Origin of the sequence: Streptomyces sp. NPDC096152, assembly GCF_044763235.1 — a bacterium.
In the GTDB taxonomy this organism is placed as follows: domain Bacteria; phylum Actinomycetota; class Actinomycetes; order Streptomycetales; family Streptomycetaceae; genus Streptomyces.
The window spans coordinates 155,187-172,134 of the sequence record NZ_JBIWFW010000008.1 but is presented as its reverse complement, the minus strand read 5'-3'; the positions used below and the strand labels follow the sequence as shown (position 1 = coordinate 172,134).

13 protein-coding genes are annotated in these 16,948 nt (G+C 73.5%); 1 reads left to right on the top strand and 12 read right to left on the bottom strand.

Annotated elements, in window-relative coordinates; genetic code table 11:
• Nucleotides 1-31: 31 nt before the first annotated feature.
• The 8 genes from ACIQ9G_RS26630 to ACIQ9G_RS26595 form a co-directional block, all read right to left on the bottom strand.
• Nucleotides 32-1,318, bottom strand: coding sequence for a ketosynthase chain-length factor (locus tag ACIQ9G_RS26630; protein WP_403614167.1), 1,287 nt, complete (start codon nucleotides 1,316-1,318; stop codon nucleotides 32-34).
• The gene (locus ACIQ9G_RS26625) at nucleotides 1,315-2,640 is read right to left on the bottom strand and encodes a beta-ketoacyl-[acyl-carrier-protein] synthase family protein (protein WP_403614165.1); all 1,326 of its coding nucleotides are present in this window, start codon (nucleotides 2,638-2,640) and stop codon (nucleotides 1,315-1,317) included. Before ACIQ9G_RS26625 ends, ACIQ9G_RS26630 begins: the two co-directional genes overlap by 4 nt.
• Nucleotides 2,637-3,065 carry a cupin domain-containing protein gene (locus ACIQ9G_RS26620; RefSeq protein WP_356194449.1) on the bottom strand — a complete coding sequence of 143 codons (429 nt, stop codon included), beginning with the start codon at nucleotides 3,063-3,065 and terminating at the stop codon, nucleotides 2,637-2,639. Before ACIQ9G_RS26620 ends, ACIQ9G_RS26625 begins: the two co-directional genes overlap by 4 nt.
• On the bottom strand, nucleotides 3,062-3,433 hold the full coding sequence (locus tag ACIQ9G_RS26615; protein ID WP_392193633.1) for a TcmI family type II polyketide cyclase: 372 nt from the start codon (nucleotides 3,431-3,433) through the stop codon (nucleotides 3,062-3,064). The genes ACIQ9G_RS26620 and ACIQ9G_RS26615 overlap by 4 nt, the downstream gene beginning before the upstream one ends.
• Before the next feature lie 523 nt (nucleotides 3,434-3,956).
• Entirely contained in the window at nucleotides 3,957-5,888 is a 1,932-nt protein-coding gene (locus tag ACIQ9G_RS26610) for a BTAD domain-containing putative transcriptional regulator (protein ID WP_403614161.1), read from the bottom strand.
• A 402-nt stretch (nucleotides 5,889-6,290) separates the two neighbouring features.
• A complete protein-coding gene (gene asnB, locus ACIQ9G_RS26605) occupies nucleotides 6,291-8,165 on the bottom strand; it encodes an asparagine synthase (glutamine-hydrolyzing) (protein ID WP_403614158.1) in 1,875 nt (624 codons plus the stop codon).
• Nucleotides 8,162-8,722: a hypothetical protein gene (locus ACIQ9G_RS26600; protein ID WP_403614156.1), complete on the bottom strand. Its 561-nt coding sequence runs from the start codon at nucleotides 8,720-8,722 to the stop codon at nucleotides 8,162-8,164. Before ACIQ9G_RS26600 ends, asnB begins: the two co-directional genes overlap by 4 nt.
• A complete protein-coding gene (locus tag ACIQ9G_RS26595; RefSeq protein ID WP_403614153.1) occupies nucleotides 8,719-9,168 on the bottom strand; it encodes a DUF1772 domain-containing protein in 450 nt (149 codons plus the stop codon). The genes ACIQ9G_RS26600 and ACIQ9G_RS26595 overlap by 4 nt, the downstream gene beginning before the upstream one ends.
• Before the next feature lie 211 nt (nucleotides 9,169-9,379).
• On the opposite strand from ACIQ9G_RS26595, the gene ACIQ9G_RS26590 reads away from it, so the two are divergent.
• Nucleotides 9,380-10,984 carry an FAD-dependent monooxygenase gene (locus ACIQ9G_RS26590; protein WP_403614151.1) on the top strand — a complete coding sequence of 535 codons (1,605 nt, stop codon included), beginning with the start codon at nucleotides 9,380-9,382 and terminating at the stop codon, nucleotides 10,982-10,984.
• Nucleotides 10,985-11,063: 79 nt separating this feature from the next.
• On the opposite strand, the gene ACIQ9G_RS26585 is transcribed toward ACIQ9G_RS26590, so the two are convergent.
• The 4 genes from ACIQ9G_RS26585 to ACIQ9G_RS26570 all read right to left on the bottom strand — a co-directional run bounded on the left by ACIQ9G_RS26585 (nucleotide 11,064) and on the right by ACIQ9G_RS26570 (nucleotide 16,854).
• Entirely contained in the window at nucleotides 11,064-12,671 is a 1,608-nt protein-coding gene (locus ACIQ9G_RS26585; RefSeq protein WP_403614148.1) for an FAD-dependent oxidoreductase, read from the bottom strand.
• Nucleotides 12,668-13,714: a methyltransferase gene (locus ACIQ9G_RS26580; protein WP_403614145.1), complete on the bottom strand. Its 1,047-nt coding sequence runs from the start codon at nucleotides 13,712-13,714 to the stop codon at nucleotides 12,668-12,670. Before ACIQ9G_RS26580 ends, ACIQ9G_RS26585 begins: the two co-directional genes overlap by 4 nt.
• 351 nt (nucleotides 13,715-14,065) lie before the next feature.
• Nucleotides 14,066-15,646, bottom strand: coding sequence for an MDR family MFS transporter (locus ACIQ9G_RS26575; RefSeq protein ID WP_403614143.1), 1,581 nt, complete (start codon nucleotides 15,644-15,646; stop codon nucleotides 14,066-14,068).
• Nucleotides 15,647-15,876: 230 nt separating this feature from the next.
• Nucleotides 15,877-16,854, bottom strand: a complete 978-nt coding sequence (locus ACIQ9G_RS26570) for a zinc-binding dehydrogenase (RefSeq protein ID WP_356194424.1) — start codon at nucleotides 16,852-16,854, stop codon at nucleotides 15,877-15,879.
• Between the last annotated feature and the right edge of the window lie 94 nt (nucleotides 16,855-16,948).

Here is a 16,948-nt window from a genome sequence, read left to right as displayed (position 1 = left end):
CGCCTTCCGGTCGTCGTGGGGTGGTCGTCGGTCACTTCTTGGGGTCGTCGCGGTCACCCGCGCCGACGATGAGCGCGGAGGTGAATCCCCCGTGGCCGCGGGCCAGGACCAGGGCGGTCCGCGGAGCGGTCGGGCGCGGGCGGTGGAGCACGAGGTCGATCTCGCAGCCGTCGGCGGTGCGCCCGAGGCCCGCGGTGTGCGGGACGACCCCGGCGGTCAGCGCGAGCAGCGCGGTCGCCACGTCCAGCGCGGCGCCGCCCGCGTACAGCCGTCCGGTGAGCGTCTTCGGCGCGGTCACCGGCACCCCGCGGGGGCCGAAGACCTCGGTGATCGCACGGGCTTCGGCGAGGTCGGCGGCGGGCACCCCCGCGGCGTCCGCGAAGACCACGTCGATGTCCGCGGGGTCCAGCCGGGCGTCGGCGAGTGCCCGCCGGACGACGGAGGCGAGCACGGTGTGCCGGGGGCGGCCGGTGGCGGCGGCATCAGGGGCGTCGGCCGCCGGGTCGAAGCCGGCCGCGTAGCCGAGGAGTTCGCCGTAGTGCGCCACCCCGCGCGCGCGGGCCGAGGCGGGGCTCTCCACGACGAGCATGGCGCCGCCCTCGCCCGGGACGAAGCCGGATGCGGCGGCGTCGAAGGGCAGGTAGGCGCGGGCCGGGTCGTCCTCGGTGGACAGGTGCCCCGAGGAGAGCTGGGCGACCAGGCCGTACGGGCAGAGGGAGGCGTCGGTGCCGCCGCTGAGGACCAGCCGGGAGCCGGTGTCCAGCAGCCGGCGGGACTGGCCGAGGGCGTCGAGACCGCCGGCCTGCTCGCAGCAGATCACCCCGCAGGGGCCGCGCATCCCGTGCCGGATGGAGACCTGGCCGGTGGTGGCCGCGTAGAACCAGGCGATCGACTGGTACGCGCCCACCCAGGAGGACCCCTGCTGGTAGAGGTTCTCCATCTCGTGCTGGCCGAACTCGGTGCCGCCGGAGGAGCTCGCGGTCACCACCGCCATCTCGTACTCGGGCAGCTCGGCCGGATCGGCGGCGGCGTCCGCGAGGGCGGCCTCGGCGGCGGCCAGCGCGAAGTGCGTGTACCGGTCGGTCTGCGGTACGAGCCGCCCCGGGATCTGCTCGCCGGCCCGGAAGCCGGGCACCTCGCCGGCGATCCGGACGGGGTAGCCGGTCGGGTCGAAGCGGGTGATCCGGCCGAGGCCGCTCTTGCCCGCGAGGACGGACTCCCAGTGCCGGGCCGCGCCGATGCCGGTCGGCGCGATCACGCCGAGCCCGGTGACCACGGCCCGGCCGCGCGGGCCGGGGCGTATGCCGGAGGCGCTCATGCCGCCTCCTTCCGCGCCGGGGAGGTGTTCCGGGCGGCGCGCGGCGTGGTCCGCGTGCGCCCGGGCCGGCCGAGCACCATCGCGGTCTGGAAGCCGCCGAAGCCGCTGCCCACGCTGAGCACCCGGTCCATACGGTGCTCGCGCGCCGTCACCGGTACGTAGTCCAGGTCGCACTCCGGGTCGGGGACGGCCAGGTTGGCGGTGGGCGGGACGACCTGGTGGCGCAGCGCCAGGGCGCACGCGGCGATCTCCAGGGAGCCGATCGCGCCGAGGGAGTGCCCGATCATCGACTTGATGGAGCTGACGGGCACCTCGTGGGCGCGGCTCCCGAGGCTGCGCTTGAACGCGGCGGTCTCGTGCCGGTCGTTCTGCTTGGTGCCCGAACCGTGCGCGTTGATGTAGTCGATGTCGCCGGGGTCGAGCCGGGCCCGGTCTAGGGCGACCCGGATGGCCTCGGCCATCTCCCGGCCGTCCGGCTTGAGTCCGGTCATGTGGAAGGCGTTGCTGCGCCCGGCGAAGCCGAGGATCTCGGCGTACACGGTGGCGCCGCGGCGCCGGGCGGACTCGGCCTCCTCGATCACCATCACCGCCGATCCCTCGCCGAGGACGAAGCCGTCGCGCCGCCCGTCGAAGGGGCGGGAGGCGTGCTCGGGGTCTTCCTTGTTGGGGGTGGTGGCCTTGATGGCGTCGAAGCAGGCGGAGGTGATCGGCGAGAGCGGGGCGTCGGTCGCGCCGGCGAGCACGACGTCCGCGGAGCCCTCCTCGATCAGCTGGACTCCGTGTCCGATGGCGTCCAGGCCCGAGGTGCAGCCGGTGGAGATCAGCGCGACCGGCCCCTCGGCGTGGGCCTGCCGGGCGACCTCGACGGCGAGGGTGCTCGGCACCATGTAGCCGTACAGGTGGGGTACGCCGTAGCTGTGGTCGACCAGCCAGTGGCGTCCGCCGTCGGAGAGGACGGCGTACTCCTCCTCCAGGCCCATGGTGCAGCCGACGGCGCTGCCGATGCTCACGCCGATCCGGCCCGGGTCGGCGGCGGCCAGGTCGAGCCCGCTGTCCTCGACGGCCTCGCGGGCGGCGACCACCGCGAACTGGCCGGCCCGGTCCATTCGGCGGGCCTCCTGCGGGGTGAGCCCGGCGGCGAGCGGGTCGAAGTCGCACTCGGCGGCCACCTGGGAGCGGAACCCGGCAGGGTCGAACAGGCTGATCCGGCGGGTGGCGGTGCGCCCGGCGGTGAGCAGGTCCCAGTAGGCGTCGCGCCCGTGGCCGCCGGGGGCTACGGCACCCACACCGGTGATGACCGCGCGCCGCTGCTGGCGGGTCACCGGGCCTCCCCGACGTCCGGGTTGCCGGCGGCGGCGTCGAGCGGCTGCTCGGTGTCGACGTGGCCGAGCTCGGGGCGGGGCGCGAGCGGGGAGAGGTGGAAGACCACCTCGGCGGGCACGGTCCCGGTGTTGACCAGGCGGTGCCGGACGCCGATGGGCACCAGCAGCGAGTCGCCGGGGCCGAGTTCCACGGGGACCCCGTCCAGCCGCATCTCCAGACGGCCCTGGACGACGTGCAGGAACTCCTCGGAGTACGGGTGGAGGTGCTCGGTGACGTACTCGCCGGGGGCGAGGCGCAGCACACCGCCGAATCCGGAGGTGCAGCCGACCGTGCGGGGGCTGAGGGTGACGCGGATGTCGCCGCCGCGCTTGGTGTTGGCGGCGACCGTGTCCGCGTGGACCTTGGTGGTGACGGGGGCGCTCATCGGGCACCGCCCAGGTTCGCGGCGGTCGGGGCGGTGATGGCGGGGCCCTGCTCGGGCGTCCAGGAGTAGAACGGGACGGCCATGGCGTCCTTGGGCTCGCGCCAGTTCGGGTCGTAGGGCGAGATGAACTGGCCCAGGCGGGTGTTGATCTCGCCGTAGAGCGGGTGGCTGCGCGCCTTGTAGAGGTTGGGCGCGATGTCCTGGTCGGCCTCGACCAGGTGGAAGTACAGGTCGTGGAAGGCGAACAGGGTCCGCCGTGACACACCGACCATGTGCGGCAGTTCGGTGCTGTCCGAATCGGCGAAGACCTCGGCGACGCCCTGGGCGTCGGCAAGGCTCATCCTGGCCACGATCAGTGTTCGGTGCACGGTGTCCTCCCGGGCTTGGCTCCTCTGCGTTCACCCTGTTCGGCACGGGTCGAGGCAGTCTGGAGGGCGCCTGGAGAACCGCTCGGCGCGCGGGCGGGGGGGCACGAGCGGGGGGGCCGGACGGAGGGCGCGGTGGCCGACGGGGGCGGATCGCGGACGGTGGCCGGACGGCGAGGGCGGCGCGCGGACGGAGGGCGCGGTGGCCGACGGGGGCGGATCGCGGACGGTGGCCGGACGGCGAGGACGGCGCGCGGACGGAGGGCGCGGTGGCCGACGGCGACGGCGCGCGAACGGTGGGCGCGGTGGCTGACGGGGCGGCGCGCGGACTGTCGCCGGGCGGAGGGGACGGCGCGCGACGGTGGTCGGACGAGGGCGCCGTGGTCGGCCGACGGCGGGCCGTCGCCGGCCGGGAAGGCGCGGGGGCCCGGCGGAGGGGCCGCGCAGCGGTGCGGCCCGCCGCACCTGGGGTGCGACGGGCCGCTGGGTGGCGTGACGCCGTGGGTCGGGTAGGGGTGGACGGGTGCTAGCCGCGGGGCACCGCGGTCTTCAGCAGCGTGACCCGCCCGTTGTGGCGGGTCCCCACGTTGGCCGGGGGGCCGGTGTGGACCGTGCCGCCCTTCTGCAGGCCGCCGGGCAGCAGCTGGAGCAGCGCCTGCCGGGTGAGTCCCGGCACCGCGTACACCGGTTCACCGCCCGGGGGCAGGACCTCCTCCACCAGATGGACGTCCACCAGGTACTCCAGCAGCGTCTCGCTGTCGGCGGCGCGTCCGGGCAGCAGGGCCCGCACCTCCTCCAGGTGCCAGCGCGGCTGGCTCCGGGTGAGCAGCAGGTGCAGCAACTCCCGGTAAGGGGCGGACAGATGACGGTAGCTGGACTCGACCGTGCTCATCAGCGACTGGGTGCCGGCCGGCAGTTCCAGCAGCAGGCGCTGGTTGGTGCGCAGCCGGTCGACCAGGCGCCCGGCCGACCAGCCGGGCCGGGCCGCCAGCCGCCCGGCCACCGCCCGCACCGCCAGCGGCAGCCCCTCGCACATCCGGATCAGTTCCTTCACGGCGGCCCGGTCCTCCCGCTGGGAGCGGTCCTGGGCGACCTTGCTGTAGAGCTGGAGGGACTCGGTGTCGGAGAGGGCTGACAGGACGACCTTGCGTCCGGTGGACAGGCTGTGCGCCCGGTAGCGGTTGGTGGCGATCACCGCGCAGCCCGCGCCCCCGGGCATCACGGCGCGCAGCTGGGAGGCGGCGAGCACGTCGTCGACCACCACCAGCACCCGGCGGTCGGCGGTCCAGCTGCGGAAGAGCCGGCTGAGCTCGTCCAGGCCGGACGGCTGCTTCTCCCGTCCTATCCCGCAGGCGCCGAGGGCCGCGGACAGCACGTCGGTGAGCTGCTCCGAGCCGTCGCCGACCGTGGACAGGTCGATGAAGAGCTGCCCGTCCGGGAAGTGCGGCCGCAGCCGGTGCGCGGCGCGGATCGCGAAGGCGCTCTTGCCCACCCCGGGCGGGCCGTGCACCTCCACCACCCGCATTCCGGTGCCGGCCCGGTCTCCGCCGAGGAAGGCCTCCAGCTGGGCCAGTTGGTGCTCGCGTCCGACGAAGTCGCCGATGTCGTGCGGGAGTTGTGCCGGGCGGGGCGAGGGCGGCCGGGGTCCGGCCGCGGCGGTGGAACCGGCCCTGGTCCGGCCGGACGCCGACGTGAGCGCGCCGCGGTCGGCGAGGACCTCCTGGTGCAGCCGCTGGAGCTGGAGCGAGGGCTCCAGGCCCAGTTCGTCGACGAGGTGGCCGCGCAGGGTGCGGAAGACCTCGAGGGCGTCGGGCCGGCGGCCGCAGCGGTGCAGGGCCCGCATCAGCTGTCCGGCGAAGGCCTCGTGGGTCGGGTGGGCGCCGAACGCCTCCGCGAGTTCGTCCAGGACGACCTGGTGGCGGCCGAGTTCGAGTTCGAGGGCGAAACGTTGTTCCTGGACGTTCTTGCGCCGCTCCTCCAGCTGGGTCGACCAGGCCGACAGACGGCGTCCGGAGCTGACGTCGACCAGGGCCGGGCCCCGCCAGACGCCGAGTGCCTCCTTGAGGGTGCGGGCCGCCTCCTCGTGCGCTCCGCCGCGCTGATGGGCCTTGCCGCGCTCGACGAGGAGCTCGAAGCGGTAGGCGTCGACCGACTGCTTGTCGTGCAGGCGCAGTTCGTACCCGCCGACCCGGGTGAGCAGGGCCGGGAAGCCGTGGGGCGGCCGGGAGCCGAACGGAGCGCCGTGCTGCCCGGTGGCCAGGAGCAGCCTGCGGCGCAGTTGATAAATGTAGGTTTGCAGGGTGGTCAGCGCGCTGAAAGGTGGGTGGTCCTCCCACAGTTCCTCGCACAGCTGGTCGACGCTGACCAGCGAGTTGGCATTGAGCACCAGCAGGGCCAGCACTTGACGCAGTTTCGGGGCCGACGGCGTCACATCGTCCCCGTCCCTGCAGACTCGCATGGAGCCCAGCAGACCGATCTCTATCACTACGTTCCCCCTGATGTTGCCGCCTGGTCCGCGCCAGCCGCCGGCTGGCGCGGTAGTCCGGCAATCGTGTCGGCTGTTCACCTTCCTACACCAAAGCGTCATTCGCGAAACGCCGCCATGACGCACAACAAGCGCCGATATTCGGACAATTACATGGTCTTTTGCGTAGCCGTGCGGGCTATATGAAACGCGGAAAACTAATGCTTCAACAAACTTCGCCGGGGGAGGCGGAAAACGGGCGCGGATCGAATTCGCGGGGCCGGACGCCCAGGAGGGCGTCCGGCAAAACTGTATGACTTCCCGCACCTTATTCCATCTCGCACATGCGTGACAAGTGGCACATGTCTCCTCCCGGCGGGAACTTTCGCGCCGGGCTCACAGCCGCAGCTCGACCCCGTACTCGGTCAGCCAGGTGTTGAGCTGGAGCACCATCTCCATGCTGGCCCGCTCCACCCAGGCGAAGGCCCCGCTGGGCGCGCCGGCGGCGTCCAGGGCCGCGCTCGTCGCCCGCGCGTCCAGCAGCGGGGCGACCGGCGCCGCGGTGTCCTTCGCCAGTTCGCCGAACCGGTGCCGCACGAACTCGCCGTACGCCGCCTCCTGCACGGTCGGGTAGGCGCTCTTGGGCCGCTCCAGGACCCGCCGGGGCAGCAGATCCGCCACGGCGGACCGCAGCAGGCTCTTCTCCTGCCCGTTCACCCGCTTCAGCTCGGCCGGCACGTTGTACACGTACTCCACCAGCGCCCGGTCGCAGAACGGCGGGCGCAGCTGCACCCCGTGCGCCATGCTCATCCGGTCCGCCCGGTCCAGATGGGTCGGCGCCCACCGGGTCAGCGCCAGGTACGTGATCTCGCGGGCCCGGCGCTCCGCCGGGCTCTCGCCCGCCACGTGCGGCACCTCGGCCAGCGCGTCCCGGTAGTGCTGGTCGGCGTACTCCATGAAGTTCAGCTCGCGGCGCAGCGAGTGGTCCACCAGGGAGCAGCCGAGCCCGCCGGCGGCGGCGTCGTGGCCGCGCTCGAAGGAGATCCAGGGGAAGGTCGTCGAGTTGCTGTGCCGGGGGTCGTACGACCAGAAGTAGCCGTTGAACACCTCGTCCGCGGTCTCCCCGGAGAGCACCGCGGTGACCCCGGCGCCGCGCAGCGCCTCGAAGAAGAGCAGCAGCGAGACGTCCATGTCGCCGAGCGGGGAGGGCGTGTCCTGGCAGCGCAGTGCGGCGGCGTGCACCTTCGGGTCGGCGAGCGCCGCGGTGTCCAGCAGGATCTCGGTGTGCTCGGTGCCGATGTGCTCCGCCGCCAGCGCCGCGTAGGGCGCGTCGGGGGTGGCGCGCATCGTGGGGTGCGGCTCGAAGTTCTCCGCGTAGCCGGTGAAGTTGACCGAGAACGACCTCAGGCGGCCGGCACCCGAGGCGGTGACCGCGCGGGCGGCGAGCGCGGTCAGCGCGCTGGAGTCGATGCCTCCGGAGAGCATCGCGCCGACCCGGACGTCGGCCCGCAGATGCGTGGCCACCGCCTCGCCGAGCAGCCGGCGCACGGTGGCGACGGTGGCCTCCGGGGTGTCCTCGTGCCGCCGCGCGGGCAGCGACCAGTAGCGCCGCCGGCCGGTGCCGCTGTGCCGGACGGTCAGCACATGGCCCGGCAGCACCTCGCACATCCCGTGGAACACGCCCGTGCCCGGCTTCCGGCTGTGCGCGAACAGTTCGCGCAGCCCGTCGGCGTCCACCAGCGGCCGCACCGCCGGGTGGGCCAGCAGCGCCTTGGGCTCGGAGCCGAACAGCACACCCGAGGGCGTCAGGAAGTACGCCAGCGGCTTGACCCCGAGCCGGTCGCGGACCAGGTGGAGCTCCTGCCGGACGACGTCCCACACGGCCAGGGCGAACAGCCCCTCCAGCCGCGCCGCGAAGTCCGTGCCCCACTCCAGGAAGGCGTGCACCGCCACCTCGGCGTCCCCGCGCCCGGTGAACCGGTGGCCCCGGGCGGCCAGTTCGCGCCGCAGCTCGGGCTCGTTGGTGATCGCCCCGTCGAGCACGAGCACCGCCAGCGGCTGCCCGGACGCGGACTCGGCGACCGCGGGCTGCTGCCCGTGCGAGCGGTCGAGCAGCGCCAGCCGCCGGTGGGCCAGCGCCGCGTGCCCCTCGATCCACTCCCCCGGGCCGTCGGGCCCGCGATGGGCCAGGGTGTCCGCCATGGCGCGCACGGTGGGCGCCTCGGGCACCAGGTCCCGTTCGAAGTCCACCCAGCCGGCCAGTCCGCTCATCGTGGGGTCCTCTCGTTCGCTGTCTCGGATGCTTCCGGTGCGCCGGGCCCGGCCGTGGCGGCGGCCGCACCGGGCGCGTCGCCGGTCCCCGCCGTCTCGACGGTCACGAGGGACAGGCCGCGGCGCACCACCGCCTCGCGGAACGCGCCGAGGCCGGGCGCCTGCCCGCCGCGCACCGCGATGCCCAGCCGGCGCGGTGCCGCCTCCCCGTACCTGCGGTACAGCTCCAGATAGCCGCGGGCGGTCCGCTCCACGTCGGTCACCAGCGCGAAGCGGGCCGGGACGTTCCGGCCGCGCCAGGTCAGCGCCCCCGTCGCGCCGCCCTCGAAGTTGTGCCGCCAGCCGCTGCCTGTGGCCACCACCAGATCGCCGCCGAGCGTGTGCACCCCGGCCGGCACCGTGTACGGCCGTCCCGTGCGCCGGCCGGTGAAGTGCAGCAGCGCGATCCGCTCGGCGAGCGGCCCCGGGTTCGGGCGGGTGAGCAGGTCCCGCATCCGGGCGTCGGCGGCGGCCCGTTCCTCGCCCTCGGGCAGGTCCCGTACGATCTCGGCGCTCACGACAGCACCACCGCGGCCGCCGTCAGCGCGCAGCCCGCGACCGCGCAGCAGGTGCGCACCAGGTGCCAGTCCCGCCAGGCCGGGCGCGGGTCCCGCCAGCCGGGTCCCAGATCCTCCGGCCGGGTCTGCTTGACCCTCCGGTTCATGGGGACGTTCCGGGTCTGCGACACCACCGCGACCCCGGCCATGCACAGCGCCGCCAGCGCGAACAGCAGCCGGGGGGCGCCGGAGGCGCGGATCGCGAGACCCACGTCGACGGCGGTGGAGCCGGTGACGATGAACGGCATGATCCGGTCGTAGCGCCGGCCGAGCAGCCGGTGGGTGTCCACGTACCGCTCGGGGGTCATCGCGATCAGCGCGGGCACCACGCTCAGCGCGACCGCGAACAGCACCCCCGCCACCAGGCCGGTGCCCAGCAGCACCAGCACACTCAACGCCTCCACCATGGTTCCGGTCCTCCTAGGCGTGCCAGTCGCACATGTCGGTCGGGCTCGGGCGACTCGAAACTGTCAGCCGCGCCTCGGGCACCACTCGAATCCGCCTGGGGTCGCCCTGTGCCCCGGATGACCGGTTCGCACCGGCCACGAGCCCCCTTCGAGGGGGCGGAGGTTGCATCGGGCCAACTGTCCGAGCACACGCACCTGTCCGGGAGCCGGTATGGCAGAAGAGACGACCGACGTTCTGATCGTGGGCGGCAGCATGGTGGGGCTGGCCCAGGCCCTGTTCCTGGCCCGGCAGGGCATCCGCCCGCTGCTGGTCGAGCGGCACGCGGAGATCTCGGCGCACCCGCGCGCCCAGGCGGCCAGTCCGCGCACCATGGAGCTGATGCGCGCGCTGGGCCTGGAGGACGCCGTACGCGCCAACGAGAACCCGCACGCGCACTACGGCGACGTGCTGCAGGCCGAGTCGCTCGCCGGGCCCGAACTGGGCCGGTTCGACGGGCCGTTCCGCCACGACCCGAACGACGTGGGCGGCACCGGCTGGACCCTGATCGGCCAGGACCGCTTCGAGCCGGTGCTGCGCGACCGCGCCGTGGAGCTCGGCGCCGACCTCCGGTTCGGCACGGAGATGACCGGGTTCACCCAGGACGACGACGGGGTCACCGCCGTACTGCGCGGACCGGGGGACGACGGCAGGCCCGTCGAGTACACGGTGCGGGCCGAGTACCTGGTCGCCGCGGACGGGTTCCGGGCGCCGGTGCGCTCCTCGCTCGGCATCGGCCGGCACGGGCAGGGCGTCTTCGGCCGGCAGATGAACGTCGTCTTCCACGCCGATCTCGACCCGTACGTCGCGGGCCGGACCTTCTTCCTCTGCTTCGTGAACAACGACCGGATCAAGGGCGTGCTCGGCAAGCTCGGCGGCGACGGCTCCGGCCGCTGGGTCCTGGCGCCCAGCCTGCCGCCGGGGGCCCGGCACCAGGAGTACGGGACGCGGGAGTGCGTCGAACTGGTGCGGGCGGCGGTGGGGGTGCCGGACCTCCCGGTGCGGATCGAGTCGGCGACGAGCTGGGAGATCGCCGCCTGGGTGGCCGACCGCTTCCGCTCCGGCCGGGTGCTGCTGGCCGGGGACTGCGCGCACGTCATGCCGCCCACCGGCGGCTTCGGCGGCAACATGGGCGTCCAGGACGCGCACAACCTGGCGTGGAAGCTCGCCCTCGTCCTGCGCGGGCAGGCGGCCCCCGAACTGCTGGACAGCTACGAGCAGGAGCGGGCGCCGGTCGCGGAGTTCACCGTCGACCAGGGGGTGATCCGCTATCTCCAGCGCAGCGGGCTGGACGAAGCGGCCGCGGCCCGGCACCGCCCGGAGACCACCGTGCTCTTCGGCCATGTCTACCGCTCCGGCGCCGTGATCGCCGAGGGCGGCCCCGACGACGGCGCCCCCGTCGAGGACCCGACCGCCCCCTCCGGCCGCCCGGGCACCCGGGCCCCGCACCTGCCGGTCGTCAGGGCGGGCAAGGAGATGCCGCTGCACGACCTGTTCGACGGCGGGTTCTGGCTGCTGGCCGGGCCCGAGGGCGCGGCCTGGGAGAGCGCCTGCGCGGCGGACGCCCTGCCGGCCGGCGTCTCCTTCCACCGCGTCGGGGCGCAGGAGCCGGGCGCGACGGTGGAGCGCTTCCTCACCCGGTACGGGGTGGACTCGTCCGGCGCGGTGCTGGTCCGGCCGGACGGGTTCGTCGCCTGGCGTTCCCGGGACCTGCCGGCGAAGCCCGCCGAGGCGCTGCTGACGGCCCTCGGCCGGATCCTGGGGCGCGCCTCGGCGTGAGGCGCCTCCTCACCACGGACGTCCGCGGTGTGCCCCGAGCCGGGTGCACACCGCGGACGTCCGTACGTGCAAGGGCTCTCTAGGCGCGGTCCAGGATGGCGCGCAGGGCGGCGACGGCCGAGCGGTCGACCGGGCCGGAGCGGCCCGCGGTGACCCGCCAGCCGACGAACCCGTCCGGGCGGACCAGCACCGCGCCGCCGGGCAGGACGCCGTAGCGCTGCCGGAACTCGCCGTCACGGTCGGCGAGGCGGGCCCCCGGCCCGATCCGTACCGACTTCAGGGAGACGCCGAGCGCCTCGGCCTCGCGCTCGACCGCGGCCTGCCACGGCCCCGCCGCCTCGTCCACCAGCAGGGTGAACCCGTCGCCGAACAGGTCGCCCACGGGCAGGGGTCCGTCGGGGCCGTCCAGGACCAGGTGCGGGGCCCGGGTGCCGGGGGCTGCGCTCGGGTGCTCCGGGTCCTCGACGACCGTGCCGGGGGTGCCCTCCTCCGCGGCGAAGGCACCGGACCGGTAGCAGTAGCCGAAGGTCATCGTCGTCTCGCTGAGCAGTTCGTCGGCGACCTCGTGGTACTGCTTGCCCTCGCGGACCGCGAACCGCAGCATCGCCTGCCGTACGGTCTCCTCGGCGACCGGACGCCGTTCCTGGTCGTAGCTCTCCAGCAGGGCCGGGCCCGCCGCGCCCGACAGCACCAGGGCCAGCTTCCACGCCAGGTTGTACACGTCCTGGATGCCGGTGCTGGCGCCGAACGCCCCGGTGGGCGGCATGACATGGGCGGCGTCCCCCGCGACGAAGACCCGGCGGGTGGCGAAGCGGTCCGCGAGCCGGGCGGAGATGTCCCAGGCCGGCATGTCCACCGACTCGATCTTCAGCGGCAGGCCGGGCACGCCCACCGCCGCCCGGACCAGCTCGATGCAGCGCTCCTCCGTGAAGTCCTCGGCGCTCTGCCCCCGGTCGGGGAAGAAGGAGACGTTGATGACCCAGCGGCGGTCGTTGTCGAGGGGGATGATCGTGCCGCGCACCTCGGGATTGTTGACGTAGGCGGCGATGATCCGCCGTCCGCGGAGCGCCTCGTCGAGGTCGGCCTCGAAGAAGAAGCTGACCAGGTTGGTGATCGTGCCGCGCCCGTGCGCCCCGATGCCGAGCATCCCGCGCAGCGGGCTGCGGCTCCCGTCGGCGGCGATCACGTATTGGCTGCGGATCTCCGACTCGGTGTCCGTGGAGAGGTCCCTGATCCGGACCAGGACGCCGTCCGCGTCCTCCTCGACCGCCTCCACACGGGTGTGGAAGCGCACGTCGGCGCCCGCCTCCACGGCGCGGGCGCGCAGGATGGGCTCGAGCTGGTTCTGGTCGATGAGCGTCCACTGGGCGGGGCTGATCCGGCCGATGTCCTCGATGGACGCGTTCGGCATCCGCACCCGTTCCTTGCCGGCCAGGGTCTCCACGTGCACCAGGTCGGTGTTGCCGGAGATGGGTGACCGGCCGGCCCGCACCCGCTCCTCCATGCCGACCGCGCGGTACAGCTCCATGGTGCGCGGGTTGATCGCGCGGGCCTTGGGGTGGGTGGAGGTGTCGGCGTGCCGTTCCACGAGGGTGGCCCGTACGCCGTGCCGGGCCAGGAAGACGGCCGCGGACAGGCCGGTGAGGCCGCCGCCGACGATGAGGACGGGAGTCTGCTCCTGCTTCATGCCGCTGCCTCCTTGTGGGCCGTGACGAGGGTGTGGGTGCCGAGCAGCGGCTCGGCACCGGCGCCGGTGAAGCCGGCCTCGCGCAGCCAGGTGTGGCAGTCCGCGATCCGGTACTCGGAGCCGTCCTGGCTGACCAGCCTCATGTGCAGGCTGCTGAGCAGCCGTTCGGGGTCGCTGCGGTCGTCGTCGATCATGCGGTCGTAGACGAGCACGGTGCCGCCGGGGCGCACCGCGTCGTGGACCCGGCGCAGCAGCTCGACGCGCCGCTCTGTGTCGAAGCCGTGCAGGATGTGGCCGAGCACGACCACGTCCGAGGCGGGCAGCGGGTCGGCGAAGAAGTCGCCGCCGGCGAAGGCGATCCGGTCGGCGAGGCCGAGTCCGGAGATGTGCTCGGTGAACAGCGGGCGGGTGCGCTCCAGGTCGAAGCAGGTCGCCGTGAGGTGGGGGTGGGCCTGGACCAGGACGGCGGCGAGGTTGCCGCGGGCGCCGCCCAGGTCGGTGAAGGAGGAGTACCGGCTCCAGTCGACGCGGCGGGCCAGTTCGGCGCCCATCCGGTCGCTGTAGGCATCGAGGCCGGCGAGGAACCGCTTCATCTTCGCGGGGTCCTGGTGCCGGTCGCCCACGAACCCGCCCTTGTCGGGGTCGAGATGCTGGGGTTCGCCGGTGCGCAGCGCCTCGGTGAGCCGGCCCCAGGTCCCGTACAGGGTCTCGTTGGTGAGCTCGATGAAGCCGCCGAGGTAGGAGGCCGAGTCGGGCACCAGGTAGGTCTGCGCGAGGGCGGAGTTGCGGTAGCGGCCGTCGGTGCGCTCCAGCAGGCCGAGCCCGGCGAGGGCGTCCAGGAAGTCGGGGAGCATCCGGTGGTGCGTACCGGTGCGCCGGGCCACCTCCGCGGCCTCGCGGGGGCCGTCGGCGAGCGCGCCGAACACACCGAGCGCGACGGCGCTGTGCAGCACCTTGGCGGCGCAGTCCGCGATGGTCAGTTTGATCAGCGGCCCCGGGTCGACCGCCGCTGCCGTCGTGGTGGGGTCTTCGGTCGTCGTCACACAAGCCTCCAGGTCGCCCTCGGCGTCTTCGTACGGTGCGGTGCTGCCGACGATGGCCGCGGGGTGTCGAGGGGGGCTCGAAGAGCGCTGAAGCGTCCGGGCGCGCTCGGCAGGGGCGTACGGCAGGGGCGTACGGCGGGCGCGCGCCGGGGACGTCGGGTAGGCGGGGGCGCCCCGGGGACGCTCGGCGGGGGTGCGTACGGAACCGGCGTACGGCGCGGGCGCGTACGGAACCGGCTTACGGCACGGGCGCGTTCGGGTCCGGACGCGCGGACCGCCCTCCCGCGGGCGTGTGGTGACGCCGGCGCGGGAGGGCGGTTCGGGGCGGCCCGGAGCGGGGCCGTGGTGCGGTCAGTGTTCGGCTGCGGGGTGCTCCCGGGCCTTCTCCTCCCCTCCGTGGTGGTCCCACGAGCGCAGCGGCAGGTTCCTCATCCGCAGGGCGACGGCCAGGCCGACCAGGAGCACCGGCACGGCGGCCAGGAAGACCGGGGTGAGCGCGGTGACGTAGGACTGCTCGACCGCGTCCCGCACGGGAGCGGCGAGCTTGTCGAGGACCTCGTGCGAGGTGAGCGAGTTGTGGTCGACGCCGCGGAGCGCGCCGGCGGGCACCCGCTTGCCGAGTTCCTCGGTCAGCCGGTCGTAGAAGATCGCGGCGAAGACCGAGATGCCCAGCGTGCTGCCGAGCTGGCGGGAGAACGACACCGTGGCGTGGACGGCGCCGATGTCGTCACGCGGCGCGGTGTTCTGCGCGGCCATCGTCAGGACCTGCATGTTGAGGCCCGCGGCGATGCCGAACAGCAGCATGTAGGCGACGACGACGACCCGCGGGGTGCCGGTGTCCATGGTGGCGAACAGCAGCGCGCCACCGATGCCGGTGACCATGCTGAGCACCGGGTACCACTTGTAGCGCCCGGTCTGGGTGATGACCCGGCCGCTGACCACCGAGGAGGCGACCAGGCCGAACATCATCGGCAGCAGCACCACGCCGGACATGGTGGGACTGGCTCCGGTGACCACCTGCACGTACAGGGCGAGGAAGTTGACCGCGCCGAGGAAGACGACACCGGCCGCGAGGCTGACCACGACGCTGATGGTGAAGGTGGAGTCGCGGAACAGGTGGAGCGGGATGACCGGTTCCGGGGCGCGCCGCTCGGCGGCCACGAACAGGACGCCCATGACGACGGCGGCGAGGCCGAGCCCGAGGATCTGCGGCGACGTCCAGTCGTACTTCACCCCGCCCCAGCTGGCGAGCAGGGTGAGCGAGACGATGGCGAGGCTGAGGGTGGTGAATCCCGCGTAGTCGATGTGCGCGCGCCGCGACTTGGGCGGCAGATGCAGGCCGGTGGCGATCATCCCGAACACCACGAGCCCGATGGGCAGGTTGATCAGGAACACCCAGTGCCAGCTGAGCAGGTCGGTGAGCAGTCCGCCGATCGCGGGCCCGGCGAGGGCGGCCGCGGCGAAGACGATGCCGAAGAGGTTGAAGTACTTGGCGCCCTCGCGGGGGCTGAACAGCTCGCCGATGATGGCGAGCACGGAGACGAACAGGCCGCCGGCGCCGAGCCCTTGGAGGACGCGGAACACGATGAGCTGTTCCATGGACTGCGCGGCGCCGGCGGCGGCCGAGCCGGCCAGGAACAGCACGATGGCGATCAGGAAGACCTTCTTGCGGCCGAAGAGATCGCCGAGCTTGCCGTAGACCGGCGTGGTGACGCTGCTGGTGATGATGTACGCCGTGGTCACCCAGGCGAACACGTCGAGGCCGCCGAGGTCGGCGACGATGCGGGGCAGCGCGGTGGCGATGATCTGCGCGTCGAGCATCGCCAGGAAGATCGCCAGCATGCAGGCGGTCATCACGGTCTTGATCTTCGTCTGGGGTGCGAGCGGGGCACCCGTTCCCACGCTGTGGGACCCGGTTGTCGGGGATGACACGGAAGTGACCTTTCGGTGAGGATCTGAAATCCGCATGGGGCGGCGCCCCTACGAGTGGTGTTCCGTCCCCGTCCCGCCGGCCGCGCGGGGCGGCCGGCGTCGTGAGCTGTCCGAAAAGGGGATCTTCACTTCACTGTGCGGGTGGGTGGAGCAGTGGCCGGCCGCACCCGGGGGACAGCGCGGCCGGCCACCGTCTGGGAGAGGCGGTCGGAGCGGCCCGGCCGGCCCGGTCAGGGAACCAGGACGACCTTGCCGAGCTGGGCGCGCGCCTCCATCAGTTCGTGCGCCTTGACGGCGTCCGTCAGGGGCAGTCGCTCGTGGACGACCGGGCGCACCTTGCCGCTGCCGATCATGTCGAGCAGGTCGCGCTGTCCCGCGGCGATGGCCTCGGGCTTGTTGTAGAGCATCGCGTAGAGCGCGAAGCCGGCGACGGTCTTCATCCGGCTGAGCATCAGCGGGTTGACCGGCTGGATGTCGCCGCTGGCCGAACCGTAGAAGACCAGCCGGCCGAACTGGGCGGTCAGGGCGATGCTCTTGGTGAGGATGTCGCCGCCGACGGTCTCGAGGACGACGTCGGCGCCGCGGCCGTCGGTGGCGGCCTTGACCTGCTCGTCCCAGTCCTCGTCGGTGTAGTTGACGGTGACGTCGGCACCGAGTTCGCGGACGAAGTCCAGCTTGGCCCGGGTGCTGGCGGTGGCGATGACCTTGCCGGCGCCCATCGCCTTGGCGATCTGCACGGCGAGGTGGCCGACACCGCCGGACGCGGCGTCGATCAGGACCGTCTCGCCGGGCTTGAGCTGACCGGCCTCCTTGAGCGCGTGGTACGCGGTCTGGGCCGGGCTGGGCAGCAGGGTCGCCTCGGCGGCGTCCATGGTGGCCGGGATGGAGATGGCCCAGGCGGCGTCGGCGACGACGTGGTCGGCGTAGGCACCGCGGTCCACGTCGACGACGACACGGTCGCCGACGCGGAGGTTGGTCACGCCCTCACCGAGCGCCTCGACGGTGCCGGCGACGTCGCCGCCGGGGGCGCCGGGCAGCTCGGCGTGACCGCCGATCGGGATGCCCTGGCGCCGCTGGACCTCGGCGAAGGTGACACCGACGGCCTCGGAGCGGATCAGCACTTCGCCCGGTCCGGGCTGCGGCTTCTCCGCCTCTTCGACACGCAGCACCGACGGGGCGCCGTGCTCGTAGTGGCGGACGATTCGCATGGTGTTCTCCCAACTAGGAAGTGACTTTCGAGCCGCGGCCGTGCCGCGGCTCCGCCCAGGGATCCGGGTTACAATTTACATGCACTCATGCACG